This is a genomic window from Cupriavidus sp. MPR-AND1C, assembly GCF_058809705.1.
The window spans coordinates 1-24,420 of the sequence record NZ_JBXASU010000070.1 but is presented as its reverse complement, the minus strand read 5'-3'; the positions used below and the strand labels follow the sequence as shown (position 1 = coordinate 24,420).

Sequence of the window (24,420 nt, the reverse complement as noted above, 5' to 3'; positions counted from 1 at the left end):
GCCCTGCTGGCAACATGGGAAACGCGCAGCCAGTCTGCGCGTTTTTTTCTTCTGTGCTTAAATCGCGCGGTTCGCCACGCGCGTGGTCGATGTGGCGATTCACCGTTTGCACGATCGCAGCCAGGAGCCCTTCCCGATGATCGACGTCTACAGCTGGCCCACGCCCAACGGCCACAAAATCCACATCATGCTCGAGGAGTGCGGCCTCGCGTACAAGGTCCACCCCATCAACATCGGCGCCGGCGACCAGTTCGGCGACGATTTCCTCAAGATCAGCCCGAACAACAAGATCCCGGCCATCGTCGATCCCGACGGCCCGGACGGCAAACCCATCTCGCTGTTCGAGTCCGGCGCCATCCTGCTTTACCTCGCCGGCAAGACCGGCAAGTTCCTGCCCGAGGACGTGCGCGGCAAGTACGACGCGCTGCAATGGCTGATGTTCCAGATGGGCGGAGTCGGCCCGATGCTCGGCCAGGCGCACCATTTCCGCATGTATGCGCCACAGCAGATCGAGTACGCCATCAACCGCTACACCAACGAGGCCAAGCGCCTGTACGGCGTCATCGACAAGCAATTGTCGGAACATGCCTGGCTGGCCGGCAGCGAATACTCCGTGGCCGATATCGCGACCTTCCCGTGGCTGCGCAGCTGGCAGAACCAGGGCGTGGAGCTCGACGACTATCCGCACCTGAAGCGCTGGTTCCTTGAGATCGCCGAGCGGCCCGCCGTGCAGCGCGGCGTCGCGGTGCTGGCGCAGGAACGCAAGCCGCTGAGCGGCGACAAGGAACGGGAAATCCTGTTCGGGGCCACGCAGTACCAGCGCCGCTGAGCAGCCCGCCGGCGCGGCCATGGCGCCAGGCTGTCAATGCAGGGAAACCACCTGCATCTCGCCCGCGCCGGCCACGCGCGCCGGCGCCTGCAGGCAGCACAGCAGGCTCGCTGCGGGATGCAGCGCCTCGATCCGGTACGCCTCATCCGCATCCGGCGCGAAGACCATGCCCGGCTGCAGGTACGCCACCTGCCGCTCGACACGCGGCCATGGCGAATGCCACTGCAAGCATAGCGTGCCCGCATGGCAGGCCGCCCAGTTCAGCCCGGCCGCGCGCAAGCGCAGCGCCCATTCAGGCTCACCCTCGGCCAGACAGACAAAGGCCGCGTTGACGCGCGGCACACCATCCTCACCGTGCTGCGCGCCATCGGCCTGCCAGAGATCCGCCTGGCCCTCGGCAAAGGCATCGTAGCTGCTGGTCACGCCCGCTCCCACCAGCCCGACGGCATTCGGGTCCAGGATCGCACGGATCAATACCGTGTCCTGCAGCGCCGCCAGATGCACGCGCTCGGCCTGGCGCAGCGCATACACGCCACCCACCGACACCAGCACCGGCTCGCCGCCCACCGGCGTCAGCTTGATCGTGCCGTGCAGGCAAGCCCACCACTCGGCGCGCGTGGTGACAATGCCGGACTGCATCGCACCTTGCCGCAAGAAGATGTAGTCCCCACTGCTGCCCAGACCAGCGGCTTCCGGCACCACCCTTACCTGCAGGCCCACGCGCAACTGCGACGCGGTTCCGCCTGTCAGGATTTCGCCGCGCATCTGCGCGTCGAACAACGAAAAAATACGCATGGCACTCACTCTCCGCGTAGTGGAAAAATACAGCGCCGCGCTTCCCCGGGGATTGGAGTGCCTCTATGTCGAGGTCGTGATCTTTTTAGCCTGGTGCCTCGCCGCCTTGACAAGATGCCGAGGCGGGCCGCCTCTTTCCTTGTGGCCGCGAAACCCATTAATAACATTTGGACAAGGTCTTACCCTGCGCCGACGGGCATCATCCGCAGGTTGTCAGGTTGTCAGCAACGTGTTTGCCGCGTCTCGCCTGGCACGCAACGACGTACGGAGACGCGTGACGAGTACCGGGTAACCGATACCGAGTGCCGAGTGCCGAGTGCCGAGTGCCGGGCCAGTGACCTATAGTGCGTACTACTATAAGGCGTCGCTACAAAGAGGTCAAACCCTTAGCCTCGATCTGTTCTCAATCACGTACAGAGCCATGGTCGCCGATCCTCTCAAGCGCTTCGGGCTGCACCTTGCCGAGCTGCGCAAACAACGTGGCTGGTCACAGGAAAAGCTCGCTCTCGAAAGCGGCATGGCGCGCTCCTACCTCAGCGGCATCGAGCGCGGCGTGCGCAATGTCTCCTTGATCAATATCTGCGCGCTGGCCGGCACACTGGGCGTGGACGCCAGCGAGATGCTCAACTTCAACGAGGCCGACAGCAGTGGCCGCGGCGGCGCGCTCGTGCTGGAACAACGCTGCGCCGAGTTCAACATCACGCCGGCACAGCGCGTCACGGTACGCCATATGGCCTTGATGACCGATGCAGAGCAGGACGTGATCGCATCGGTGGCGCGCACGATCGCCGTCAGGGCCGTGCAGGCCTGACGGCATCGGGTTCAGCTGGCGCCCGCGGGCTCATCCACTGCCAGCAGTTCGGCGAAGCGCGCTGCGTCGAGATTGGACCCGCACACGATCAGCGCGACCTTCTTGCCCGCCAGTGTCTGGCGCAGGGGCCCCAGCAGTGCGGCAGTGGACACCGCGGTAGCCGGCTCCGTGGCCAGCTTCATGTCGCGATAGAGGATGCGCATGGCCGCGCGTATCGCCTCGTCGGAGACGCGCACCATGCCGTCGACAAACTGGCGGCACACGCCGTAGCTGTAGTCCAGCGCATAAGGCGCGCCCAGGCTGTCGGCAACCGTCGCGACGCGCTCAAGCGTTTGCGGCCGCCCGGCCTCGAAGCTGCGATTCATGGCATCGGCGCCCTCCGGCTCGACTCCATAGACCCGGCAAGCCGGATTGATCTGCTTGACCGCCGCGGCGATGCCGCCGCACAGGCCACCACCGCCTACCGGCACCACCACCGCATCCAGCCCAGCCACCTGGCGCATCAGCTCAAGCCCGACCGTTGCGGTGCCCTGCGCGATCAGCGGGCCATCGTAGGGGTGCACCATGGTGCGGCCTTCGTCGGCCACCAGCTGCAGCGCGTGGGCAAAAGCGGCATGCACGTCCGGCAGCAACAGCACCTCGGCGCCCGCCTCACGGCAGGCTGCCACGCGCGCAGGGCTGGCGGTGGCCGGCATGGCCAGCTTGGCGCCCACGCCTGCCACCTTGGCCGCGTAGGCCACCGCCATGGCATGGTTGCCAGCGCTGGCTGCCACCACGCCGCGCGCCCGCGCAGATGCATCCATGTGCTCGATGCTGTTGAGCGCGCCACGCACCTTGAAAGTGCCGGTGATCTGGAACAGCTCCAGCTTGAGCCAGACCTGCGTGCCGGCATCGAGTTGCAGGGCCGCCCCGGTCTGCCAGCGCCACACGGGCGTCTCCAGCACCTTGCCTTGCAAGCGCCGCGCGGTGCTCTGGATTTCGGGCAGCGAGGGATAGCGGGCGTGCGCGCGCAGGTCGGAAAGATCGGACATCGGGTGTTCTCCATCGAATCGGTTGGTCGCGTGCAGGCCCCTGTGGCCGTGCACGGCAAGGGAGGGACCACGGGCCACCGAGCACCAGCCAAAGCCGCAGCTCAGCGACCCCGGATAATTCGAATAATGGAGAACGAGAAGGAAATCGAGGCGGAAATCGACGACGCGCCGGACGTGGAGGCAAGCCCCGCCGGCAGCTCGGCGCCCGCGCGTGCAGCAACGCCACCGGTATCGGTGGTGCGGCACAGCCAGGAAGGGGCGAGCGATGGGAACGTCATGGAGCGCAAAGTATGCCACAAGCCGCGGCGCTGCGGCGGCATGCATGGACGGCGAGGGCGTCGCGCGCCGTCCATGCCCGGTGCACGCAACGCCCGCCGCCGCCGACGGCGCGGCATGCGGCAGCCCGGCGCTACACCCCCAGCATGCCCTGGCGCTCGATGAATGCGATCACCTCAGCCAGTCCCTGCCCCGACTTCACGCTGCCCATCACGAACGGGCGGGCGCCACGCATCTTGCGCGCATCGCTTTCCATCACTTCCAGGTTGGCGCCAACATAAGGGGCCAGGTCGGTCTTGTTGATCACCAGCAGGTCCGACTTGGTGATGCCCGGTCCGCCCTTGCGCGGGATCTTCTCGCCGCCGGCCACGTCGATCACGTAGATGGTCAGGTCCGACAGCTCCGGGCTGAAGGTGGCCGCCAGGTTGTCGCCGCCGGACTCGATGAAGACGATGTCGGCATCGGGAAACTTGCCCAGCATGCGGTCGACCGCTTCGAGGTTGATCGAGGCATCCTCGCGGATCGCAGTGTGCGGGCAGCCGCCGGTTTCCACGCCCATGATGCGTTCCGCCGGCAAGGCGCCGGAGATGGTCAGCAAGCGCTGGTCTTCCTTGGTGTAGATATCGTTGGTGATGGCGACCAGGTCATAGCGCTCGCGCATGGCCTTGCACAGCATCTCCAGCAAGGTAGTCTTGCCGGAACCGACGGGGCCGCCCACGCCGACGCGCAACGGAGGATTCTTCTTGGTACGAGCCTGGGTCATGGTGGACATCTTGTCTTGGGGAATCGTTGTGTGTTTCGCGCACGGCCGCGCTCAGGAACGGAATAGCCGCGAGTACTGCGTCTCATGGCGCGCGGACAGCAGCCCCAGCATCGGGGAAAAAGTGGACAGCAGCGGCGGCTCGGCAGCGGCGCGCCGCACGGCCTCGTCGACGGTCTCCAGCACCGCGGGATGCAGCCTGCGCAGGATGTGCTGCCCGGCCACCTGCCCCAGCGGCACCGCCTTGAGCGCCGCCGACACCTGGTTCTCCGCCCAGCTGAAGCAATAGGCCGCCAGGCCGTCGCGCTCATTCACGTCCAGCGCCACGCAAGCCGCGGCAAAAGCGGTAGGCAGGCACACCGGCGACAACGCCGCCAGCTGCACGCGCAGCGCGGCATCGCCCCACTCCATCTGCGCCACCAGCCGCGCCAGCGACCAGCCCATCTGCTCCGTCTCCAGCCGCAACTCGGCGCTTTCGCGCGTGGCGTGGAACCAGTCGTTCCATTCGGCCAGGCGCGTTGCATCCAGCGTGCGCCAATGGCGATACAGCAGCAGCCACACGGGCGCTTCGCACTGCGCCTGCACGTCCAGCAGGTTGCTGCGCACCCACTGCTCCGCGCTGCCGGCATCGCGCACCATGCCGCACTCGATGGCAGCCTCCAGCCCTTGCGAATAGCTGAAGCCGCCGATCGGCAGCGCCGGCGAGGCAAGGTGCAGCAGGGAGATGAGTTGGGAGAGCTGGGTCATGGGACTGCTTTAGCGCAATGCCTCAATGCTTGTGCCCGCAGTTCTCGTCATGCACATGCGCAGCGTGGTCGTGGCCATGTTTGTGGCCATGTTCATCGCCGTGGTCATGACTGTGCGCATGGCCATGATCGTGATCGTGCCCGTGATGCTCACGGAACACGGCCTGCGCCGCGGCATAGTCCTCGGCAAACGTCGCATCGTGCCCATGCTTGTGCCCGCCGCCGTAGGCGCCGGCTTCCGGCTCGAAGGGCAGTTCCGCGCGTTCGGCCTGTACGCCGAGGCGGGCCAGCATGTCCGCGAGCACCGGGTCGAATTCCAGGCGCAGGTAGTCGCGGCCCACTTCCACCGGCGTGTGGCGATTGCCGAGGTGGTAGGCCGCGCGCATCAGTGCCTGCGGATCGCTGGCGCCGACTTGCAGCACGGATTCCGGCGCGGCCTGCACTTCGACAAAGACGCCGCCTTCGGTGACCAGCAGGTCGCCGCCGCGCAGCACGGTGCCGCGCGCAAGGAACAGCGCCACTTCTTCGCCGTTGTCGAGGGTGGCGCGCAGGCGGCTTTTGCTGCGGTCGGAAAAAGGCAGCACCAGCTTGGGCGCGCGGCGCACCAGCACGGCGGCGATGCCGTGCGGGGCGGCGAGGTGTTTGTCGATCTTTTGCAAAGCGGCCCTTCAGAAGAGGAAATAACGCTGCGCCATCGGCAGCACGGTAGCCGGCTCGCAGATCAGCAACTGGCCGTCGGCCACCACCTGGTAGGTCTCGGGATCCACCGTGACGTTCGGCTGCCAGTCATTGTGCACCATGTCGCGCTTGCCCACGGTGCGCGTGCCTTGTACCGCCGACAGCACCTTGTTCAGGCCGTAGCGCCCGCCCACATCGGCGGCCAGCGCCGCTTGCGAAACGAAGGTCAGCGATGACTTGTGCAGGGCGCGTCCGGCGGCGCCGAACATCGGGCGGTAGTGCACGGGCTGCGGCGTGGGGATCGATGCGTTGGGGTCGCCCATCGCCGCCGCGGCGATCATCCCGCCCTTCAGGATCAGGCTCGGCTTGACGCCGAAGAAGGCCGGTTTCCACAGCACCAGGTCAGCCCACTTGCCGACTTCGACCGAGCCCACCTCGTGCGCAATGCCGTGCGTGAGCGCGGGGTTGATCGTGTACTTGGCGATGTAGCGCTTGACGCGGAAATTGTCATGCCCGCCGCGCGCGTCGTTGGGGTCGCCGGGCAGCTTGCCGCGCTGCGCGGCCATCTTGTGCGCGGTCTGCCAGGTGCGGATGATGACCTCCCCGACCCGGCCCATGGCCTGCGAATCGCTGGAGATCATCGAGAACGCGCCGAGGTCGTGCAGGATGTCCTCGGCGGCAATGGTCTCGCGCCGGATGCGGCTTTCGGCAAAGGCGATGTCCTCGGCGATCGACGGGTCCAGGTGGTGGCAGACCATCAGCATGTCGAGGTGTTCGTCGAGCGTATTGACGGTGTACGGCCGCGTCGGGTTGGTCGACGACGGCAGCACGTTGGGCTCGCCGCACACCTTGATGATGTCGGGCGCATGGCCGCCGCCCGCGCCCTCGGTGTGGTACGTATGGATGGTGCGGCCCTTGAACGCGGCCACGGTGGCCTCGACAAAGCCGGCCTCGTTAAGCGTATCGGTGTGGATCGCCACCTGCGTGTCGGTGGCATCCGCCACGCTCAGGCAATTGTCGATGGCCGCGGGCGTGGTGCCCCAGTCCTCGTGCAGCTTGAGCCCGATGGCGCCGGCCTCGACCTGCTCCATCACCGGCCCGGGCAGGCTGGCGTTGCCCTTGCCAAGCAGGCCGATGTTCATCGGGTAGGCTTCCACCGCCTGCAGCATGCGCTCCATGAACCAGGGGCCAGGCGTGACGGTGGTGGCAAAGGTGCCGGTGGCTGGCCCGGTGCCGCCGCCGATCATGGTGGTGACGCCGCTCATCAGCGCCTCTTCGATCTGCTGCGGGCAGATGAAGTGGATGTGGCTGTCGATGCCGCCGGCGGTGACGATCATGCCCTCGCCCGCGATCACCTCGGTGCCCGGCCCGACGACGATGGTCACGCCCGGCTGGATGTCCGGGTTGCCGGCCTTGCCGATGGAGGCAATGCGCCCGTCCTTGAGGCCGATGTCGGCCTTGACGATGCCCCAGTGATCGACGATCAGCGCATTGGTGATGACAGTGTCGACGCAGTCCTTGGCCATGCGCTGGCTCTGCCCCATGCCGTCGCGGATCACCTTGCCGCCGCCGAATTTCACCTCCTCGCCGTAGACGGTGAAGTCCTTCTCCACCTCGATGACGAGCCCGGTGTCGGCCAGCCGCAGGCGGTCGCCGGTGGTGGGGCCGAACATCTCGGCATACGCCTGCCTGGAGATTTTCACGCTCATCACAGTGCTCCCATGATCTTGCCGTTGAAGCCGTAGACGATGCGCGCCCCGGCGAGCGCCACCAGTTCCACCGTGCGGCTCTGGCCCGGCTCGAAGCGCACGGCGGTGCCGGCGGCGATATTCAGGCGGAAGCCGCGCGTGGCCTCGCGGTCAAAATCCAGGGCGGGGTTGGTCTCGTAGAAATGGAAATGCGAGCCGACCTGGACCGGGCGGTCGCCGGTGTTGGCCACCACGACGCTGACCGTGGCACGGCCGGCGTTCAGTTCGATCTCGCCCTCAGCGGGCATCAGTTCACCGGGGATCATGATGGGTTCCTTGTCGAGGTCAGTGCGCTCAGGCAACCATCAGGCCAACGCCATACAGCGCCACGCCCGCACCGGCCAGCCGCGCCAGCCAGCCCGCGTGGCGGCGCAGCGCGCCGCCCAGACCGATGCCGGCCGCGTGCAGCACCATCGTGGCCACGCTGAAGCCGCCCACATAGGCCGCTACCGCGGGCAAGGCGCCGGCCGTGGCCGGCAACTCGGATCCGTGCGCATAGCCGTGGAAGACGGCAAAGCCGCCCACGATGGCCATCCCCGCCCATGCCGGCAGTTTGGCGCGCAGTGCCACCAGCAAGCCGATCACCAGCAGCGACGCAGCAATCATCGGCTCCACCAGCGCAAGGCTCATGCCGGCGAGGCCGAGCACCGCGCCGGCCAGCATCAACGCCACGAAGGCAAAGGGCATGCGCAAGGCTTCGCGCGGCGAGCGCGCACCCAGCGCGCTCCACACACCCACGCCCACCATGGCGAGCAAGTGATCCATGCCAGTGAAGGGATGCAGCAAGCCGGCAAACAGGCTGGCGCCAACCGTGGTGGCGTCATGGCCCGGATGCGCGACGGCGGCGGCGCTGGCGAGCGCCAGCGAAGCACCCACGGTGGCGAGCCTCACGGCGCGCGAGCGGTTAGCGTGTTCAGCGTGGTTCATGTCTTGACCTCGTGTCTTGTTCAAACTGTTGTTCAAACTTTTGTTCAGACTTTTTTTCAAACGATGGGATGATGCACGGTGACCAGCTTGGTGCCGTCGGGGAAAGTCGCTTCCACCTGAATATCCGGGATCATCTCGGCCACGCCATCCATCACGTCCTCGCGCGAGAGCACGGTCGTGCCCTCGTGCATCAGCTCCGCCACGGAGCGGCCGTCGCGCGCGCCTTCCATGATGGCGGCGGTGATCAAGGCCACCGCCTCGGGATAGTTGAGCTTGAGCCCGCGCGCGCGGCGGCGCTCGGCCAGCAGCGCTGCGGTGAAGATCAACAGCTTGTCCTTCTCTCGCGGAGTGAGTTCCATCTTGGTATTCCCGTTGTTTTTTGTGTTGTCCGTGCGGCGCGCGATGAACAATGCCTGCGTCAGCACCTACGTCGCCCACAGCCTCAGGGGCCTGGCCGGCACACCGTGGATCGGTTCGCGCAGCGCGCTCCATGCCGTCGCCATCAAGTGCCTGACCGCTTCCATCTGCGCACCCAGCACGCGCAGCAGCAACATCGACTGGCCGTCCTGCTCGAGCCGCGTCACGCCGGCGCGCAGGTCCGGCCGATACGGCAACTGCTCGGCCAGCGTCTCGGCGAGTTCCTGCGTGGCACCGTCACCTACCGCCCACAGCGTGCCCATGACATTGAGCCCGTCCAGCCCGGCCACCGCCTGGCGCAGCGCAGACGCCGCGTCCAGTTGCGCGCTCTCGATCCACAGCGCGCGCTTGCCGCCGCCCTGCACCCGGGTCTGCATGCCCAGCGTGCCGCGGCTCCAGGTCTCGCCGCTGGCCTGCCGGCCCAGCACGACCGCATCCCAGCCGATCGCGCTGGCACCGGGCGCCACCGTCACGGTGGTGGCAAGGCGCGCGTGCGCGTCGTCAAAAACGATGTTCTCCTGCGGCAGCCAGTCCACCCGCGCGCCGGCTTCCAGCGTCAGCGTGACGCGCTGCGCCGCCTCCCGGCCGAGCGACTTGTACCACTTGGTGGCGCCGGGCGTCGCCAGCACCGCATGGGCGCCGGCGCCCACCGTCACGTCGATGTCCAGGCTGTCGCCGCCGGCCACGCCCGCGGGCGGATGCAGGATCACCACGTGGCAGATCGATCCCTCCGGATAGAGTGGCTTTTGCACCAGCAACGGCCCCTGGTGGCGGCGCTCGACCAGCGCGCTGCGCTCGGCGCGCGCGGCAAAGCGCAGGCGCAGGCTGGCCTCCCATGCGGGTGGCGCGGCGAGGGTCGAAGGAAAGTCTGGATGACGCATGAATGTTGGAATGGCAAAGGCGTCCGGCAATGCATCGTGCGCAGGATGCGGGCATCATAGCGCGCGGCCTGGAGCACTGGAAGTGGTATTCGCGGCGGCTTCCGGGGCCGCACTCGAGACCACATCCGAGACCACTTTCGGGACGGTACTCAAGCGGCCGCCGGCAAGCGTGCGTCCTCTCCCGCACAGCGGGAGAGGGGAACACACCAGCACTACGATCATGCGGCACCGCGTGTCGCATCACACCGCGATGAGCTCCCGCACGCCCTCCTCTTCCATCTTCGCGCCCTCGCCCCTTGCCACCACTTCGCCGCGGCTCATCACCACGTAATGATCCGCCAGGTGCCGGGCGAATTCGTAATATTGCTCCACCAGCAGCACCGTCATGCCGAACTCATCCACCAGCAGGCGCAGCGCGCGCCCGATGTCCTGGATGATCGAGGGCTGGATGCCTTCGGTCGGCTCGTCCAGGATCAGCAGTTCCGGCTCGCTCATCAGCGCGCGGCCGATCGCCAGCTGTTGCTGCTGCCCCCCGGAGAGATCGCCTCCGCGGCGCTGGCGCATGCTGCGCAACACCGGGAACAACTGGTAGATACGGTCCGGCACGCCCGACGGGCTCTTCAGGCTGGCCGCGCCGATCAGCAGGTTCTCTTCCACCGTCAGGCGCGGGAAGATCTCGCGGCCCTGCGGCACGTAGGCCAGCCCCGCTGTCACGCGCTCGTACGGCGGCTTTTTCTCCAGCGCCTGCCCCGCCCAGCTGATGCTGCCGCTCTTGGTAGGCACCACGCCCATCAGGCATTTGAGCAGGGTGCTCTTGCCCACGCCGTTGCGGCCGAGCAAGGTCGTCAGCTTGCCTTGTGGCACCTCGAAGGTGACGTTGCGCAGGATGTGGCTGCCGCCGTAGAACTGGTTGAGTGCATTGACCTGCAACATAGTCTCATTCCTCTTTTCGATCTGGTCCTGCGCCTAGCGGCCGAGATAGGATTCGATCACGCGCTCCTCGCGCTTGACGGCGTCGAGCGTGCCTTCGGCCAGCACGCTGCCCTCGGCCAGCACCGTCACCTTGCCCGCATCGCCGGCCAGTGCGGCGACGAACTCCATGTCGTGCTCCACCACCATCATCGAGCAGGTGCCGCGCAGGCTGTTGAGCAGCTTGGCCAGCTGCATGGTTTCTTCATCGGTCATGCCGGCCACAGGCTCGTCCAGCAGCAGCAACTGCGGCTGCTGCATCAGCAGCATGCCGATTTCCAGCCGCTGCTTCTGCCCGTGCGACAGCAAGCCGGCCGGGCGATAAGCCTCGTCCTCCAGCCCCGTCAGCGCCAGCGTTTCCTCGATGCGGCGATGCCCCTGCGCGCCCAGGCGCGCGCGCAATGAAGTGAACCAGCGCTTGTCGCCTTTCGTCGCCAGTTCCAGGTTCTCCCACACTTCGTGCTGCTCGAACACGGTGGGCTTCTGGAACTTGCGACCAATGCCGGTCTGCGCGATCTTGGGCTCGGTCATGCGCATCAGGTCGATGCTCTGGCCGAGGAACACGCGACCGCTCACGTTGGCGTTGCGCGGCCCGGTCTTGCCGGTGATCACGTCCATCATGGTGGTCTTGCCCGCGCCATTGGGCCCGATCACGCAACGCAGCTCGCCGTGGTCGATCGACAGCGTAAGGTTGTTCAGCGCGCGGAAACCGTCGAACTGCACGGTCACGTCTTCCAGGTAAAGGATGGGGCCATGCGAGACGTCGATGACGCCCGGCTCCATGACGCGGCCAAGGCCCGTGGTGCCGCCGCTTTCCGCCTGTTGTGCTCCCAGTGCCGCGTTCATGCTTCCCCTCCGCTGCGAGTGGCGGCCGCCGGCGCAGTCGCCGCGTTGCCCGGCGCGGCCTGCGGGCTTGCGCGCATGGCACGCGCGCGCTTGAGCAGGCCGATCACGCCATCCGGCATGTACAGCGTGACCAGCACGAACATCGCGCCCAGCAGGAACAGCCAGTACTCCGCGAAGTAAGCCGTGAACATGGTTTTGGCGCCGTTGACGATAAAGGCGCCGATGATCGGGCCGATCAGCGTGCCGCGTCCGCCCACGGCCACCCATACGGCCATCTCGATGGAGTTGGCCGGTGACATCTCGCCCGGGTTGATGATGCCCACCTGCGGCACGTAGAGCGCGCCGGCGATGCCGCACAGCACGGCCGAGAAGGTCCACACGAACAGCTTGTAGCCAAGCGGGTTATAGCCCGAGAACATCACGCGCATCTCGGCATCGCGGATCGCGGTCACGACCCGGCCGAGCTTGGACGTCACGATGTAGCGGCAGGCGATGAAGCCGGCCAGCAGGGCAAGGAACGTCAGCACGAACAGCGCCGTGCGGGTCTGCGGCGCAGCCACGGCAAAACCGGCGACGCGCTTGAAATCCGTGAAACCGTTGTTGCCGCCAAAACCCGTCTCGTTACGGAAGAACAGCAGCATGGCGGCGTACGTCATGGCCTGGGTGATGATGGACAGGTACACGCCCTTGATGCGCGAGCGAAAAGCGAAGAAGCCGAACAGCCACGCCAGCACGCCAGGCACCAGCACCACCAGCAGCATCGCGTAACCGAGATGCTCGGTGCCGTGCCAGAACCACGGCATCTCCTTCCAGTCGAGGAACACCATGAAGTCCGGCAGGTCGCTCTTGTAGACGCCTTCGCGGCCAATGCTGCGCATCAGGTACATGCCCATGGCATAGCCGCCAAGCGCGAAGAACAAACCGTGGCCCAAGCTGAGAATGCCGCAGTAGCCCCACACCAGGTCCAGCGCGATCGCGGCCAGCGCGAAGCACATGATCTTGCCGATCAGCGTCAGCGCATAGGCCGACAGATGCATGGGATGGCCTTCGGGCACCAGCAGCGCGCACACCGGCACGCCGATGCCCACCACCAATGCGATCATCAGCAACGCCGTCCAGCTGCGCCCGGAGAACAGCGGCTGGCGCTCCGGCACGGCCAGCCGGAAGCCCGCCGTGGATGAATTCGGGAGTGAAGTCTTCATCATGCCTCCGCGCTGCGCCCTTTGAGCGCGAACAGTCCCTGCGGGCGCTTCTGGATGAAGAGCACGATCAGCACCAGGACAAAGATCTTGGCCAGCACCGCGCCATAGAACGGCTCGATGAACTTGTTGATCAGGCCCAGCCCGAAAGCACCGATGATGGTGCCCGCGAGCTGCCCCACGCCGCCCAGCACCACCACCATGAAGGAGTCGATGATGTAGGCTTGGCCGAGGTCGGGGCCGACATTGCCGATCTGCGACAGCGCGCAGCCGCCCAGGCCGGCAATGCCCGCGCCAAAGGCAAAGGCGTAGCTGTCCACCTTCCAGGTGCGCACGCCCACGCACGCCGCCATGGTGCGGTTCTGCGTGGTGGCGCGCACGAACAGGCCAAGGCGGGTGCGGTTGAGCACGGCCCAGGCCACCGCCACCACCGCCAGCGCAAACACGATGATGACCATGCGGTTGTACGGCAGCACCATGCCGGGCAGCCATTCGATGCCGCCGCTCATCCAGGATGGATTGGCCACTTCCACGTTCTGCGCGCCAAACAGCGTGCGCACCGCCTGCATCAGCAGCAGGCTCACGCCGAAAGTGGCCAGCAGGGTTTCCAGCGGGCGGCCGTAGAGATGGCGCAGCACCAGCCGCTCCAGCACGAAGCCGACCACGGCGGAGGCGAGGAACGACGCGGGCAGCGCGAACAGCAGGTACCAGTCGAACGCGCTGGCGAAGTGCGCGCGGAACACGCCCTGCACCATGTACGTGGCGTACGCGCCGATCATCAGGAATTCGCCGTGCGCCATGTTGATGACGCCGATCAGGCCGTAAGTGATGGCCAGCCCCAGCGCGGCGAGCAGCAGCACGCTGCCCAGGCTCAAGCCGGCAAAGAGGTTGCCGATCAGCTCGGCGCGGCGCTGGTCGCCGCGCAGGGCGTCGAGGGCCTGCTGCGCGGCGCCGCGCAGTTCGGCGTCGGGCTCGCGAAAGTTGCCGGCGGCGTCCTTTTCCAGCAGCGGCTGCAACTTCTGGCGGCTCTGCGGATTGCTGTCGCGGCCGAGGATGCGGATGGCTTCGAGACGATCGTCGCGGTTGCCATCGGCCAGCACGATATTGGCCCAGATTACATCGAGCTTGGAGCGCAGGCCGGCATCGGCCTCGGCCTTGCGCGCGGCCTCCACCACCGGGCGCGATGCGCTGCCCGGCTGGTCCAGCAGCGTATTGACGGCCTGCGTGCGCACCGCCGCATCGGGCGATTGCAGCAGCGTGCTGCTGGCGGCGCTGTCCACCATTGCGCGCAGGCTGTTGTTCAGGGTGAGCGCTTCGAGCGCATCGGGCTTGACCGTGACCGGCGTGCCGCTGATCGCGTCCACCAGCTTGTCGCCGTCCTGGCGCACCATGCCGACGCCGGGCGCGTACTGCAGCGTATCGTCCTGCAAGGCCTTGAGGATGGGGCCGGCCTGCGCCACCGGCGCTTTGGTCAGCGCGGTGATCGCGGCGGTCTTGGCGTCGAAGTCGTCTTCGGCCAGCGGCTTCAGGTCGGCCTGCGTGAGCGGCGCGGCCCACAGCGGGCACGCGGCCAGCAGGAGCAGCGCGGCCAGCATGGCGCGCAACCGAGAAGCGAGAGAGAACGATAAGGGTCGGTGCATAAGGTTTGCGAGTCGCGCGCGGCGAAGCGCGCGCGTCACCTTGATCGGCGTGACGATTTGCCGCCACCGCACCGAAGCGGCGGACAGCATGCGAAGCGGCAAGGACACGGCCTGGCGCCCTCCCCTGTCTCACCGGCCACGAGGCAAGCGGGAGAGCGGGAGAGCGCCAAGCGGAAGCCCGGCTTACATCACCTTGTCCGGCTTGCCTTCGTTACCCGCGATGAACGGGCTCCACGGCTGCGCACGCACAGCCTTGGGCGTCTTCCACACCACCGTGAACTGGCCATCGCCCTTGATCTCGCCGATCATCACCGGCTTGTACAGGTGATGGTTCTCGCCCATGGTCAAGGTGAAGCCGTCCGGCGCCTTGAAGGTCTGGCCATACATCGCGGCACGCACCTTGTCGGGATCGGTCGTGCCGGCCTTCTTGACGGCTTGCGCCCACATATGGATGCCCACGTAGGTGGCTTCCATCGGATCGTTGGTCACGCGCTTGTCGCCGCCCGGCAGGTTGTTCGCCTTGACCCACGCCGCCCATTGCTTCTTGAAGGCTTCGTTTTCCGGGTTCTTGACCGACATGAAGTAGTTCCATGCGGCCAGGTGGCCCACCAGCGGCTTGGTGTCGATGCCGCGCAGTTCTTCCTCGCCCACCGAGAACGCCACCACCGGCACGTCCTTGGCCTTCAGGCCAGCGTTGCCCAGTTCCTTGTAGAAGGGCACGTTGGAGTCGCCGTTGATGGTGGAGATCACAGCGGTCTTGCCGCCTTGCGAGAACTTCTTGATATTGGCGACAATGGTCTGGTAGTCGCTGTGTCCGAACGGCGTGTAGACCTCTTCGATATCCTTGTCCGCCACGCCCTTGCTCTTCAGGAAGGCACGCAGGATCTTGTTGGTGGTGCGCGGGTAGACGTAGTCGGTGCCAAGCAGGAAGAAGCGCTTGGCGCCGCCGCCTTCCTTGCTCATCAGGTATTCCACCGCGGGAATGGCCTGCTGGTTGGGCGCCGCGCCGGTGTAGAAGACGTTCTTGGACATCTCCTCGCCTTCGTACTGCACCGGATAGAACAACAGCGAGTTCAGCTCTTCATAAACGGGCAGCACCGACTTGCGCGACACCGAGGTCCAGCAGCCGAACGTGACGGCAACCTTATCCTTGGTGATCAACTGGCGCGCCTTCTCGGCGAACAGCGGCCAGTTGGAAGCGGGATCGACCACGACCGGCTCAAGCTTGCGGCCAAGCACGCCGCCGCTCTTGTTGATCTCATCGATGGTCATCAGCGCCACGTCCTTGAGCGAAGTCTCGGAAATGGCCATGGTGCCGGACAACGAATGCAGGATACCGACCTTGATCGGTTCCTTGGACTGCGCCAATGCCAGCGGGCTCACGCCTGCCGTTGCAAACAAGGCCGCGGTGGCTACCGCCGACAGCTTCAGCATGTCACGTCTTTTCATTGCAGCTCCCAGATTGTCATGTTGGATAGAGGAACAACGCACCCCGGGTACTTCTTCTGCAACTAGCATGCCATGGCATACAAGCTTGTATACAAGGCTGTGCACACGGCCTGGCGGCCTCCGCAGGCCGCCAGGCCACCCATCGCACCACGATAGTGCGCATGCGTCACGCACCAAGCCTGTGCGACGGCGCCGGCTGATTCAGATTGGGGCACATGGCGGCACGCATGTTGCGCCGTGCCTTGCCCGAATCCGCAATCGGCTCTAAGGTGGCCTCTCGATTGCGCGCCACGGCGTTGCCGCGCGCGCCGCGACCACCAATAAAAGCACGACGGAGACAGCCCATTGAAAGCGTCAACGACGTCCGGCGCGGACCAGATCGTCATCATCGGCGCTGGCGTGGCCGGCATGTGCATGGGCATCAAGCTCAAGCAAGCCGGCATCGATGACTTTGTCGTGCTGGAGAAGGCCGCCACCGTGGGCGGCACGTGGCGGGACAACACCTACCCGGGCTGCGGCTGCGACATCCCCTCCCATCTTTATAGTTTCTCGTTCGCGCCCAAGCCGGACTGGTCCAGTGCATACTCGCCCCAGCCGGAGATCCATCGCTACCTGCAGCACTGCGCCGAGCGCTTCGGGCTGCTCGGGCATATCCGCTTCGGCACGGAGGTCACCGAGGCGCGCTACGACCAAGCCGCCTGCCTGTGGCGGGTGAGCACCAGCAACGGCGACACCATCGCCGCGCGCCTCCTCGTCAGCGGCACCGGGCAACTCAACCGCCCGCTGACGCCGGATATTGCAGGACTGGATCGCTTTGCCGGCACGGCCTTCCATTCCGCGCGCTGGCGCCATGACGCCGATCTGCGCGACAAGCAGGTCGCGGTGATCGGCAATGGCGCCAGCGCGCTGCAGTTCATCCCGCGCATCGCGCCGGAAGCAGGCAAGCTGACGGTATTCCAGCGCAGCGCCAACTGGGTGCTGCCGCGCAACGACGAGGCCTATACATCCGGACAACAGGCGCGCTTCGAACGCCACCCGTGGACGGCCCGGCTGCATCGCTGGCACCTCTACCTGCAGCGTGAACTGCGCTTCGGGCGCATGCAACGGGACAGCGGCCGCAACCGGGAACTGGAAACGCTGGCGCGCCGCTACCTCGCGCACATGATTCCCGACCCGGTGCTACGCACCAGGCTCACGCCCGACTACCCGATCGGCTGCAAGCGCATCCTGATCTCCGACGATTTCTACCAGGCGCTCAAGCGGCCGAACGTGCATGTCGAGACCGCCCGCATCGACCACGTCGAAGCCGACGCCGTGGTCACGGCCGACGGCGCCAGGCATCGGGCCGACGCCATCGTCTTCGCCACCGGCTTCGACGCCCGCTCCTTCCTCGCCCCTATCCGCATCACCGGGCGCCACGGACGCACCCTGGCCGATCAATGGCACGAGGATCCAGAGGCGTATCTCGGCATGACGGCGCCGGGATTTCCCAACCTGTTCGTGCTGTACGGCCCCAATACCAACCTGGGCCACAACTCCATCATTTTCATGCTCGAGTGCCAGGCCCGCTATGTCCTGCAGTGCATCCGGGCCTGCCGCTCGGCGCGCTTCGCCTCCATGGAGGTGCGTCCGGAGGTGGTGACGCGCTTCAACCAGGCGTTGCAGGCGGCCATCGGCCAGACCGCGTGGGCGGGCTCGTGCAGCAGTTGGTACAAGTCGGCCAGCGGCAGGGTCACCAACAACTGGTCGAGCCACGCCACCGCCTATTGGTGGAAGACGCGCAAGCCGCACTGGGGGCACTTCGTGCTGCGCCATGCCGGCGAGCGGTCCTAGCATTGCCCGGCCGCCGGCGCCTGCCACATCGACGACATCGACAACATCGATTGCATTGACACCCACCGTTCGAGGACGACTTCACATGCAACGCCTGGAAATCGCGTCGGAGCCTATCCGAACCAGTTTGATCGAGGCCGGCACCGGACGGCCGACTCTTCTCGTGCACGGCACCAGTTCCAGCGCGGAAACCAACTGGGCCGCCCTGCTGCCCGGGCTAGCGCAGCGCAGGCGCTGCCTGGCGCCGGACCTTGCGGGCTCTGGTGAAACCCGTGACGACGGCGCGCCGCTGACGCTCGATGCGCTGGTCGGACAGGTGCGCGACTGCATGGCGCTGGCGGGAGACGTACCCGTGGACCTGGTCGGTTATTCGCTAGGCGGCGTGGTGGCCGCCACCGCGGCCGCGCTGATGCCGGAACGCGTGCGGCGCCTGGTCTTGTTTGGCGCCTGGGCGCGGACCGATAGCCGCATGCGCCTGCTGTTTACGCTGTGGCAGTCGCTGGCGCGGTCGGACCGCCGTCAGCTGGCGCGCATGCTCCTGCTCAATGGCGTATCGGAGGCTTTCATCGCGCGCATGGACGACGCCACCGTCGAGGGCATGCTGCGGCGCTTCGGCGCGGGCCTGGCGCCCGGTAGCGACCGCCAGGCCGGGCTCGACGCCATCATCGACATCACGCCGCTGTTGCCCCGCATCCGCGCCGCCACGCTCGTGATCGGCATGCGCCACGACCAGATGGTGCCGCCGGCGCATTGCCGCGCGCTCGCCGAGGCAATTGGCGGCGCCAGCTACGCGGAGATCGACAGCGGGCACCTGGTGATGCTGGAACAGCCCGAGCGCCTGCTCACACTGATCGAGCAGCACCTGGATGCAACGACCACCGAAACGAGCGAGCTCCAAGCCAACACGTTGAACCGATCCTGAGGCCGACCGATGAATACACTTGCGTCCTACCAGCCACGCAGCGCCTGGGCCATGGCCTCGATGCTGACCTGGCTTTCGCTGATCAATTTCCTCGACAAGATCGTACTGGGCATGGTTGCCGTGCCGCTGATGGCAGACCTGAAGCTACCGCCGGCCGAGTTCGGCCTGATCGCCAGCAGCTTCTTCTGGCTGTTCTCGCTATCCACCGTGCTGGTCGGCTTTTTGTCCAATCGCGTGGCCGCGCGCTGGCTGCTGCTGGCAATGGGCTTGTCGTGGGCCGTGCTGCAGGTCCCGCTGGCGCTGGCGGGATCGGCCATGACCATCCTGGTATGCCGCATGCTGCTTGGCGCGGCCGAAGGGCCGGCCTTCCCGATCTCCGTGCACGCGCTGTTCAAATGGTTTCCGGACCACAAGCGCAACCTGCCGGTGGCGATGATCAACCAAGGGGCCACCGTAGGCCTGCTGCTGGCGGGACTACTGATCCCACTGGTGACGATACGATGGGGCTGGCGCGCCAATTTCATGATCCTGGCCGGCATCGGCATGGCGTGGAGCGCAATGTGGCTCTGCGTGGGACGCGAGGGACCGATCACACAGGCAAGCGCACCACGCGCCGGCACCGCGGCTGCGCCCGTGCGCCTGCCCTATCTGCGCATTTTCCGCGACCCGACCGTGCTGGCCTGCCTGGCCATTGGCTTCTGCGCATATTGGGCGCTGGCGCTGGGCCTGACCTGGCTGCCTGCCTATCTGGAAAAGGGCCTGGGCTTCGACGCGGTCATCACCGGGCGCTGGTATGCGGCCATCGTCGCCTCGGCCATGCCCGTCACGCTGATCCTGAGCTGGTTGTCGCAGCGCATGCTGCGCGCAGGCGCATCGTCGCGGCTTGCACGTGGCGTAGTCATCTCGATGGCCGCGCTGGCAGGCGGCGCCGTGTACCTGGCGATCGCAGCCATCACGCTGGCGCCGGTGCCCAAGACCTTGCTGATTGCCGTGGCGGCATGCCTGCCGCCCGTGGCGTTCGCCCTGACACCGGCCATGCTCGCGCAGATCGTGCCGGAGGGCCAGCGCGGCAGCGTGTTGTCGATCCACACGGCGCTGATCACGCTGGCCGGCATCCTGGCGCCGGCGGTGGTGGGGCAACTGGTACAGCGCCATGGCATGAACGGGGGCTTTGATGTGGGCTTCACAATCAACGCCCTGCTGCTGCTGGCAAGTGGCGTGATTGGCTTATGCTGGATCCATCCCGAGCGCTCCGCAAAGGCGCTGGCGGCCTCGCCGCAAGACGTGGCGGCCGCGCGTTCGCCGGCCTGAGCTGTGCCCTGACTGGATGACCGCCACCAGGCCGCGACGGCCGCGGCGGCCTGTCAGGCTTACGAGTAGCGGCGGCTGATGGATTCCGCCACGCACACCGGGCGCTCGCTGCCATCGCGCTCTACCGTGACTTCCCAGTTGGACTGGGCGCCGACCAGCGCGGGCGCGTTCGGCAGGGGCTCCAGGCGCTCCACCGAGAGCAGCTTCACGCGCGCGCGCAGGCGGCTGCCCACCGGCACCGGCGCGGTAAAGCGCACGCGGTTCAGGCCATAGTTGACGCCCATCTTCACGCCCGGCATATCGAGCGCGTTGTGCATGAACGCCGGCAGCAGCGACAACGTCAGGAAGCCATGCGCCACCGGGCCGCCGAACGGCGATTCGCGGCGGGCACGCTCCACGTCGACGTGAATCCATTGGTGATCACCAGTGGCTTCGGCGAACTGGTTGACCTGCTGCTGGGTGATCTCGATCCAGTCGCTGATGGCCACTTCCTGGCCTTGCAGGCTTTCCAGTTCTTCGAGCGAAGCGATGGTACGCATGGTGTCTCCTTGTTGTACGTGTTGTACGTGTTGTCGTTAGTGGCCGGGATGGCCGGGATGAAGCTTGAGAAACATCAGGCGGGCCGCCGTCCGTACATGCCCATTCCCTTGACGGTGCAGACCAGTTCGCCGCGCTGGTTGGTGGCTTCCCACTGGGTGTGCACCACACCGCGGTCCGGCTTGGACGAGGAAGCGCGCGCATCCAGCACCACCAGCGACACGCTCAGCGTATCGCCCGCATAGACCGGCTTGAGCCAGCGGATTTCATCCACGCCGGGCGAGCCCATGCTGGCGGCCTTGGAGGTCATGTTGTCCACCAGCAGGCGCATCATGATCGAGCAGGTCATCCAGCCGCTGGAGATCAGGTTCTTGTAGATGCTTTTCTGCGCGGCTTCCTTGTCGATGTGGAACGGCTGGGGATCATACTGCCGGGCGAAGGTCAGGATCTCCTCTTCCGTCACCAGATGGGACCCGAGGTCGCGCTTGCTGCCGACGGCGAAATCTTCGAAATACAGGGTGGACATGAATCGCTCCGTCAACGATGAATGCGAGATACGAGATGCAAGATGCGAGGCGCGAGATTCGCGGCAGAAATGCGAGATCAATTCATAACAAAAAACCGCGCCTGGGACAACCGGCGCGGTTTTTTGATTCAACCTGGATCAGGCCGTTTCCAGGAAACCCGGCTGTGTCGCAAAGCGCGACAGGTGATGATCGACATCCCCGAAGGTGGTGTTGATCAGCGTCAGGCGCTTGAACATGTGCGCCGCCGGCAGTTCGTCGGTGACGCCCATGCCGCCGTGGATCTGCACGGCCTCCTGGCCGACCGAGCGAGCCGCCTGGCCCACGCGTGCCTTGGCCGCAGAGGCAAAGCGACGGCGTTCTTCCGGGCTGGCCTCGTCGAACTTGGCGGCGGCCAGCAACGTGATGGAACGCGATTGCTCGGCGTGGATGAACATCTCCACCATGCGGTGCTGCAGTGCCTGGAAGCGCGCGATCGGCACGCCGAACTGCTGGCGGGTCTTGGCGTATTCCAACGTGGCGGCATTGAGCGTGTCCATCACGCCAACGGCCTCTGCGCACAGCAGCACGGCGGCGTAGTCGGCCACCTGCTCGATCAGCGCAAACGCCGCGCCTTCGGTGCCCAGCAGTTCGCCCTGCGCGTCCTTGAAGGTGATATCAGCGGCGCGCAGGTTGTCGATGGTGCGGTAGTCGGTAATGCTGACGCCAGCCGCCTTCGGGTCCACCAGGAACAGCGAGATGCCGCTGGTGTCAGCATCGGCGCCGCTGGTGCGGGCCGAGACGACCAGCTTGCCGGCTTGCGCGCCGTGAATGGTCACGACCTTGCGGCCATTGAGCTTGCCGCCCTTGGCCGTCACGCGCACGTCGTTGAGCGCATAGCGGGCATGCGGCTCGTTGAAGGCGGTGGCCAGCTTCAGCTCGCCGCCGGCAACCTGCTCCAGCAGCGCGTCCTGGCCGCCGGCCAGCTTGAGCGCGTAGGCGGCAACCACGGTGGCGAAGTACGGCTCGACCACCAGGCCGCGGCCCAGCTCCTGCATCACCACCATCATGTCGATGGGCGTGCCCGAGAAGCCGCCCTGCGCTTCCGGCACCGGCAGCGCGGTCAGGCCGAGTTCGACCAGCGCGCCCCAGGCGGCATCGCTATGGCCGGCCTCGGCCTTGATGCCCTTCTTGCGGGTCTCGAAATCGTAGTCTTTGTCGATGAAGCGGTGGACGGCGTCAGCCAGTTGCTTCTGTTCGTCGCTGAGATTGAAGTTCATATCGCGTGTCTCCTCACAGCCCCAGGATCATCTGGCTGATGATGTTCTTCTGAATTTCGTTGGACCCGCCATAGATGGAGGTCTTGCGATAGTTGAAGTAGTAAGCGGCCAGCGGCGCGGCGTCGTCGTAGCCGGTCACCGCGTGTTCGTGTTCGCATTCCAGGTAGGCGGTGTCGAACGGCTGGGCGTAGGGGCCGACGGCCTCCACCATCAGCTCGGTCAGCATCTGCTGGATCTCGGTACCCTTGATCTTGAGCATCGATGCCTCGGGGCCGGGGCCCTTGCCAGCGCTCTCGCTCGACACCACGCGCAGCACGGTCAACTCCAGCGCCATCAGCTCGATTTCCAGCGCGGCAACCTTGGCGCCGAACAGCGGGTCTTCCAGCAGCGGACGGCCGTTCTTCTGCTGTTGCTTGGCCACGCGCTTGAGGAAGCCCAGCTCGCGCTTGGAGTTGCCCACGCGGGCGATGCCGGTGCGCTCATGGCCGAGCAGGTACTTGGCGTAAGTCCAGCCGCGATTTTCCTCGCCGACGCGGTTCTCCACCGGCACCTGGACGTTGTCGAAGAACACTTCGTTCACTTCATGCTCTTCGTCGAGCATGATGATCGGGCGCACGGTGATGCCCGGGGTCTTCATGTCGATCAGCAGGAAGGAGATGCCTTCTTGCTTCTTGGCTTCGAAATCGGTGCGGACCAGGCAGAAGATCATGTCGGCGTGCTGGCCGAGCGTGGTCCAGGTCTTCTGGCCGTTGACGATGTAGTGCTTGCCGTCCGAGGTCAGCTCGGCGCGGGTCTTCAGCGACGCCAGGTCGGAACCCGAGCCCGGCTCGGAGTAACCCTGGCACCACCAGTCGGTGCAATCCAGGATGCGCGGGAGGTAGTACGACTTCTGCGCCTCGCTGCCGTACTTCATGATCACGGGCGCGACCATGGCCACGCCAAAGGGCAGCACGCCGGGCGCGCCGACGCGGGCATTTTCCTCGTCCCAGATATGACGCTGCGTGGCGTTCCAGCCCGTGCCGCCATACTGCACCGGCCAGTGCGGCGCGGACCAGCCACGGCCCGCCAGCAGCTTGTGCCAGCGCACCAGGTCGTCGCGGTTGGGGCGGCGGTGATTCAGAATCTTGCTGCTGATTTCCGCCGGCAGGTTGGCCTCCAGCCAGCCGCGCACTTCGGCGCGGAAGGCATCGTCGGACGCCGAATAGTTGAGATCCATGCCCGTCTCCAGTGATGCCGGTGTGAGACCGGCAGTTTGTTCTAGCTAGCGCGTCATGCGCCGGCAAGAACACTGCCTTGGGCACAGGACGCTATTCAGTGAGCCGTCTGCTTGAGCGCATCCGGCACCACGAGCTGGAAAGTATCGATGCCTTCTTCGGCAAGCGCCTGCACTTCGTCGGGTGACGCCGTGCCGCGGATCCCGCGTTCCGGCGCTTCGTCGTAATGCATGCGCCTGGCCTCTTCGGCAAAGCGTTCGCCCACATCTTCGGTCTGCGCCAGCACCTGCTTTACCGCCTTCAGGTAAAGCGACTGCAGTGTCGCCGGCGCCGCGGGGGCCTTCGCCCCAGCCGGCTTGCCCGCCGGCGCGGCGGCCGCTCCCGAGAGATTCAGGCGCGGCGCGCTGGGCAGCCGGGTGATGGCATGGTCTTCGCAGACCGGACATTGGACGAGATTTCGCGAAATCTGCGATTGCGCGTCGTCCTCCGAAGCAAACCAGCCCTCGAAACGATGGTCTTGCGCGCAGCGCAGGTCGAGCACCTTCATGATGTTTCCAGCCCGTCGAAAGCTATAGTATCCGCGAAACGGAATTTTGTGAACGGTCGTGCTAATTTTTTTGCGACCATTACGCATCCCTTGGCGGGGCGCCTTGTCCAAAGGGGGATGAGGTATGGCTGCGATCACACGGCTAAATGGGATTTTACGCCGTCGGGAGGCGGGATGCGTCAGGGCCTCAGACACAAACGGTTCCGCCCTCTCCAACAAACACCCCTTTATCCCGGCAACATCTGCTCCCCCGCCTCCCATACCCCCGACA

Annotated in this window: 26 protein-coding genes; 5 read left to right on the top strand and 21 right to left on the bottom strand. The window is 66.1% G+C overall.

Annotated elements, in window-relative coordinates; all coding sequences use genetic code 11:
• The first annotated feature begins 136 nt into the window (after positions 1 to 136).
• Positions 137 to 829, top strand: coding sequence for a glutathione binding-like protein (locus AC1RWI_RS28295; protein WP_492869969.1), 693 nt, complete (start codon positions 137 to 139; stop codon positions 827 to 829).
• Between the two features lie 33 nt (positions 830 to 862).
• Here AC1RWI_RS28295 and AC1RWI_RS28290 read toward each other — a convergent pair whose 3' ends face one another.
• The gene (locus AC1RWI_RS28290; RefSeq protein WP_492869968.1) at positions 863 to 1,624 is read right to left on the bottom strand and encodes a hypothetical protein; all 762 of its coding nucleotides are present in this window, start codon (positions 1,622 to 1,624) and stop codon (positions 863 to 865) included.
• Positions 1,625 to 2,045: 421 nt separating this feature from the next.
• On the opposite strand from AC1RWI_RS28290, the gene AC1RWI_RS28285 reads away from it, so the two are divergent.
• Positions 2,046 to 2,435 (top strand): helix-turn-helix domain-containing protein, encoded by a 390-nt coding sequence (locus tag AC1RWI_RS28285; RefSeq protein ID WP_492869967.1) that lies wholly within the window; start codon positions 2,046 to 2,048, stop codon positions 2,433 to 2,435.
• An 11-nt stretch (positions 2,436 to 2,446) separates the two neighbouring features.
• Here AC1RWI_RS28285 and AC1RWI_RS28280 read toward each other — a convergent pair whose 3' ends face one another.
• The 15 genes from AC1RWI_RS28280 to urtA form a co-directional block, all read right to left on the bottom strand.
• Positions 2,447 to 3,466: a threonine ammonia-lyase gene (locus AC1RWI_RS28280; RefSeq protein WP_043344784.1), complete on the bottom strand. Its 1,020-nt coding sequence runs from the start codon at positions 3,464 to 3,466 to the stop codon at positions 2,447 to 2,449.
• A gap of 101 nt (positions 3,467 to 3,567) precedes the next feature.
• Positions 3,568 to 3,744, bottom strand: coding sequence for a hypothetical protein (locus AC1RWI_RS28275; RefSeq protein ID WP_158408262.1), 177 nt, complete (start codon positions 3,742 to 3,744; stop codon positions 3,568 to 3,570).
• A 131-nt stretch (positions 3,745 to 3,875) separates the two neighbouring features.
• On the bottom strand, positions 3,876 to 4,505 hold the full coding sequence (ureG, locus tag AC1RWI_RS28270; RefSeq protein ID WP_043351446.1) for an urease accessory protein UreG: 630 nt from the start codon (positions 4,503 to 4,505) through the stop codon (positions 3,876 to 3,878).
• Between the two features lie 51 nt (positions 4,506 to 4,556).
• Positions 4,557 to 5,249 carry an urease accessory protein UreF gene (locus tag AC1RWI_RS28265; RefSeq protein WP_492869966.1) on the bottom strand — a complete coding sequence of 231 codons (693 nt, stop codon included), beginning with the start codon at positions 5,247 to 5,249 and terminating at the stop codon, positions 4,557 to 4,559.
• A gap of 22 nt (positions 5,250 to 5,271) precedes the next feature.
• Positions 5,272 to 5,907 (bottom strand): urease accessory protein UreE, encoded by a 636-nt coding sequence (ureE, locus tag AC1RWI_RS28260; RefSeq protein ID WP_492869965.1) that lies wholly within the window; start codon positions 5,905 to 5,907, stop codon positions 5,272 to 5,274.
• 9 nt (positions 5,908 to 5,916) lie between these two features.
• On the bottom strand, positions 5,917 to 7,635 hold the full coding sequence (gene ureC / locus AC1RWI_RS28255) for an urease subunit alpha (protein ID WP_492869964.1): 1,719 nt from the start codon (positions 7,633 to 7,635) through the stop codon (positions 5,917 to 5,919).
• Positions 7,635 to 7,940, bottom strand: a complete 306-nt coding sequence (locus AC1RWI_RS28250) for an urease subunit beta (RefSeq protein WP_043344779.1) — start codon at positions 7,938 to 7,940, stop codon at positions 7,635 to 7,637. Before AC1RWI_RS28250 ends, ureC begins: the two co-directional genes overlap by 1 nt.
• Positions 7,941 to 7,968: 28 nt before the next feature.
• The gene (locus AC1RWI_RS28245) at positions 7,969 to 8,601 is read right to left on the bottom strand and encodes a HupE/UreJ family protein (RefSeq protein ID WP_043344777.1); all 633 of its coding nucleotides are present in this window, start codon (positions 8,599 to 8,601) and stop codon (positions 7,969 to 7,971) included.
• A 56-nt stretch (positions 8,602 to 8,657) separates the two neighbouring features.
• Positions 8,658 to 8,960 (bottom strand): urease subunit gamma, encoded by a 303-nt coding sequence (locus AC1RWI_RS28240; protein WP_043351444.1) that lies wholly within the window; start codon positions 8,958 to 8,960, stop codon positions 8,658 to 8,660.
• Between the two features lie 66 nt (positions 8,961 to 9,026).
• Positions 9,027 to 9,899, bottom strand: coding sequence for an urease accessory protein UreD (locus AC1RWI_RS28235; protein ID WP_492869963.1), 873 nt, complete (start codon positions 9,897 to 9,899; stop codon positions 9,027 to 9,029).
• A gap of 240 nt (positions 9,900 to 10,139) precedes the next feature.
• Positions 10,140 to 10,832, bottom strand: a complete 693-nt coding sequence (urtE, locus tag AC1RWI_RS28230) for an urea ABC transporter ATP-binding subunit UrtE (protein WP_043344774.1) — start codon at positions 10,830 to 10,832, stop codon at positions 10,140 to 10,142.
• 33 nt (positions 10,833 to 10,865) lie between these two features.
• The gene (gene urtD, locus AC1RWI_RS28225; RefSeq protein WP_043344773.1) at positions 10,866 to 11,714 is read right to left on the bottom strand and encodes an urea ABC transporter ATP-binding protein UrtD; all 849 of its coding nucleotides are present in this window, start codon (positions 11,712 to 11,714) and stop codon (positions 10,866 to 10,868) included.
• Positions 11,711 to 12,916, bottom strand: coding sequence for an urea ABC transporter permease subunit UrtC (urtC, locus tag AC1RWI_RS28220; RefSeq protein WP_043344771.1), 1,206 nt, complete (start codon positions 12,914 to 12,916; stop codon positions 11,711 to 11,713). The genes urtD and urtC overlap by 4 nt, the downstream gene beginning before the upstream one ends.
• The gene (gene urtB / locus AC1RWI_RS28215) at positions 12,916 to 14,553 is read right to left on the bottom strand and encodes an urea ABC transporter permease subunit UrtB (protein WP_492869962.1); all 1,638 of its coding nucleotides are present in this window, start codon (positions 14,551 to 14,553) and stop codon (positions 12,916 to 12,918) included. Before urtB ends, urtC begins: the two co-directional genes overlap by 1 nt.
• A 183-nt stretch (positions 14,554 to 14,736) precedes the next feature.
• Positions 14,737 to 16,002 (bottom strand): urea ABC transporter substrate-binding protein, encoded by a 1,266-nt coding sequence (gene urtA / locus AC1RWI_RS28210; protein ID WP_043344769.1) that lies wholly within the window; start codon positions 16,000 to 16,002, stop codon positions 14,737 to 14,739.
• A 345-nt stretch (positions 16,003 to 16,347) separates the two neighbouring features.
• Here urtA and AC1RWI_RS28205 point away from each other — a divergent pair, with 345 nt between their 5' ends.
• From AC1RWI_RS28205 to AC1RWI_RS28195, 3 genes are all read left to right on the top strand, one after another.
• Positions 16,348 to 17,835, top strand: coding sequence for a flavin-containing monooxygenase (locus AC1RWI_RS28205; protein WP_492869961.1), 1,488 nt, complete (start codon positions 16,348 to 16,350; stop codon positions 17,833 to 17,835).
• An 85-nt stretch (positions 17,836 to 17,920) separates the two neighbouring features.
• A complete protein-coding gene (locus tag AC1RWI_RS28200) occupies positions 17,921 to 18,757 on the top strand; it encodes an alpha/beta fold hydrolase (protein ID WP_492869960.1) in 837 nt (278 codons plus the stop codon).
• A 9-nt stretch (positions 18,758 to 18,766) separates the two neighbouring features.
• Positions 18,767 to 20,068: an MFS transporter gene (locus AC1RWI_RS28195; protein ID WP_492869959.1), complete on the top strand. Its 1,302-nt coding sequence runs from the start codon at positions 18,767 to 18,769 to the stop codon at positions 20,066 to 20,068.
• A 59-nt stretch (positions 20,069 to 20,127) separates the two neighbouring features.
• Here the strand turns inward: AC1RWI_RS28195 and AC1RWI_RS28190 are convergent, their stop codons facing one another.
• The 5 genes from AC1RWI_RS28190 to AC1RWI_RS28170 form a co-directional block, all read right to left on the bottom strand.
• Complete coding sequence (locus AC1RWI_RS28190; protein WP_492869958.1) at positions 20,128 to 20,607, bottom strand: MaoC family dehydratase; 480 nt, start codon at positions 20,605 to 20,607, stop codon at positions 20,128 to 20,130.
• A gap of 74 nt (positions 20,608 to 20,681) precedes the next feature.
• Positions 20,682 to 21,131 (bottom strand): MaoC family dehydratase, encoded by a 450-nt coding sequence (locus tag AC1RWI_RS28185; protein WP_043344764.1) that lies wholly within the window; start codon positions 21,129 to 21,131, stop codon positions 20,682 to 20,684.
• A 138-nt stretch (positions 21,132 to 21,269) separates the two neighbouring features.
• A complete protein-coding gene (locus tag AC1RWI_RS28180; protein WP_492869957.1) occupies positions 21,270 to 22,388 on the bottom strand; it encodes an acyl-CoA dehydrogenase family protein in 1,119 nt (372 codons plus the stop codon).
• A gap of 13 nt (positions 22,389 to 22,401) precedes the next feature.
• A complete protein-coding gene (locus AC1RWI_RS28175) occupies positions 22,402 to 23,604 on the bottom strand; it encodes an acyl-CoA dehydrogenase family protein (RefSeq protein WP_043344761.1) in 1,203 nt (400 codons plus the stop codon).
• A 95-nt stretch (positions 23,605 to 23,699) separates the two neighbouring features.
• On the bottom strand, positions 23,700 to 24,149 hold the full coding sequence (locus AC1RWI_RS28170; protein ID WP_043344759.1) for a DUF1178 family protein: 450 nt from the start codon (positions 24,147 to 24,149) through the stop codon (positions 23,700 to 23,702).
• Positions 24,150 to 24,420: the final 271 nt, after the last annotated feature.

Bases quoted from the DNA above. Each gene is read 5' to 3' on its own strand.
- AC1RWI_RS28295 (WP_492869969.1), top strand. From the start codon at position 137: ATGATCGACGTCTACAGCTGGCCCACGCCCAACGGCCACAAAATCCAC.
- AC1RWI_RS28290 (WP_492869968.1), bottom strand. From the start codon at position 1,624: ATGCGTATTTTTTCGTTGTTCGACGCGCAGATGCGCGGCGAAATCCTG.
- AC1RWI_RS28285 (WP_492869967.1), top strand. From the start codon at position 2,046: ATGGTCGCCGATCCTCTCAAGCGCTTCGGGCTGCACCTTGCCGAGCTG.
- AC1RWI_RS28280 (WP_043344784.1), bottom strand. From the start codon at position 3,466: ATGTCCGATCTTTCCGACCTGCGCGCGCACGCCCGCTATCCCTCGCTG.
- AC1RWI_RS28275 (WP_158408262.1), bottom strand. From the start codon at position 3,744: ATGACGTTCCCATCGCTCGCCCCTTCCTGGCTGTGCCGCACCACCGAT.
- ureG (WP_043351446.1), bottom strand. From the start codon at position 4,505: ATGACCCAGGCTCGTACCAAGAAGAATCCTCCGTTGCGCGTCGGCGTG.
- AC1RWI_RS28265 (WP_492869966.1), bottom strand. From the start codon at position 5,249: ATGACCCAGCTCTCCCAACTCATCTCCCTGCTGCACCTTGCCTCGCCG.
- ureC (WP_492869964.1), bottom strand. From the start codon at position 7,635: ATGAGCGTGAAAATCTCCAGGCAGGCGTATGCCGAGATGTTCGGCCCC.
- AC1RWI_RS28250 (WP_043344779.1), bottom strand. From the start codon at position 7,940: ATGATCCCCGGTGAACTGATGCCCGCTGAGGGCGAGATCGAACTGAAC.
- AC1RWI_RS28245 (WP_043344777.1), bottom strand. From the start codon at position 8,601: ATGAACCACGCTGAACACGCTAACCGCTCGCGCGCCGTGAGGCTCGCC.
- AC1RWI_RS28240 (WP_043351444.1), bottom strand. From the start codon at position 8,960: ATGGAACTCACTCCGCGAGAGAAGGACAAGCTGTTGATCTTCACCGCA.
- AC1RWI_RS28235 (WP_492869963.1), bottom strand. From the start codon at position 9,899: ATGCGTCATCCAGACTTTCCTTCGACCCTCGCCGCGCCACCCGCATGG.
- urtE (WP_043344774.1), bottom strand. From the start codon at position 10,832: ATGTTGCAGGTCAATGCACTCAACCAGTTCTACGGCGGCAGCCACATC.
- urtD (WP_043344773.1), bottom strand. From the start codon at position 11,714: ATGAACGCGGCACTGGGAGCACAACAGGCGGAAAGCGGCGGCACCACG.
- urtC (WP_043344771.1), bottom strand. From the start codon at position 12,916: ATGAAGACTTCACTCCCGAATTCATCCACGGCGGGCTTCCGGCTGGCC.
- urtB (WP_492869962.1), bottom strand. From the start codon at position 14,553: ATGCACCGACCCTTATCGTTCTCTCTCGCTTCTCGGTTGCGCGCCATG.
- urtA (WP_043344769.1), bottom strand. From the start codon at position 16,002: ATGAAAAGACGTGACATGCTGAAGCTGTCGGCGGTAGCCACCGCGGCC.
- AC1RWI_RS28200 (WP_492869960.1), top strand. From the start codon at position 17,921: ATGCAACGCCTGGAAATCGCGTCGGAGCCTATCCGAACCAGTTTGATC.
- AC1RWI_RS28195 (WP_492869959.1), top strand. From the start codon at position 18,767: ATGAATACACTTGCGTCCTACCAGCCACGCAGCGCCTGGGCCATGGCC.
- AC1RWI_RS28190 (WP_492869958.1), bottom strand. From the start codon at position 20,607: ATGCGTACCATCGCTTCGCTCGAAGAACTGGAAAGCCTGCAAGGCCAG.
- AC1RWI_RS28185 (WP_043344764.1), bottom strand. From the start codon at position 21,131: ATGTCCACCCTGTATTTCGAAGATTTCGCCGTCGGCAGCAAGCGCGAC.
- AC1RWI_RS28180 (WP_492869957.1), bottom strand. From the start codon at position 22,388: ATGAACTTCAATCTCAGCGACGAACAGAAGCAACTGGCTGACGCCGTC.
- AC1RWI_RS28175 (WP_043344761.1), bottom strand. From the start codon at position 23,604: ATGGATCTCAACTATTCGGCGTCCGACGATGCCTTCCGCGCCGAAGTG.
- AC1RWI_RS28170 (WP_043344759.1), bottom strand. From the start codon at position 24,149: ATGAAGGTGCTCGACCTGCGCTGCGCGCAAGACCATCGTTTCGAGGGC.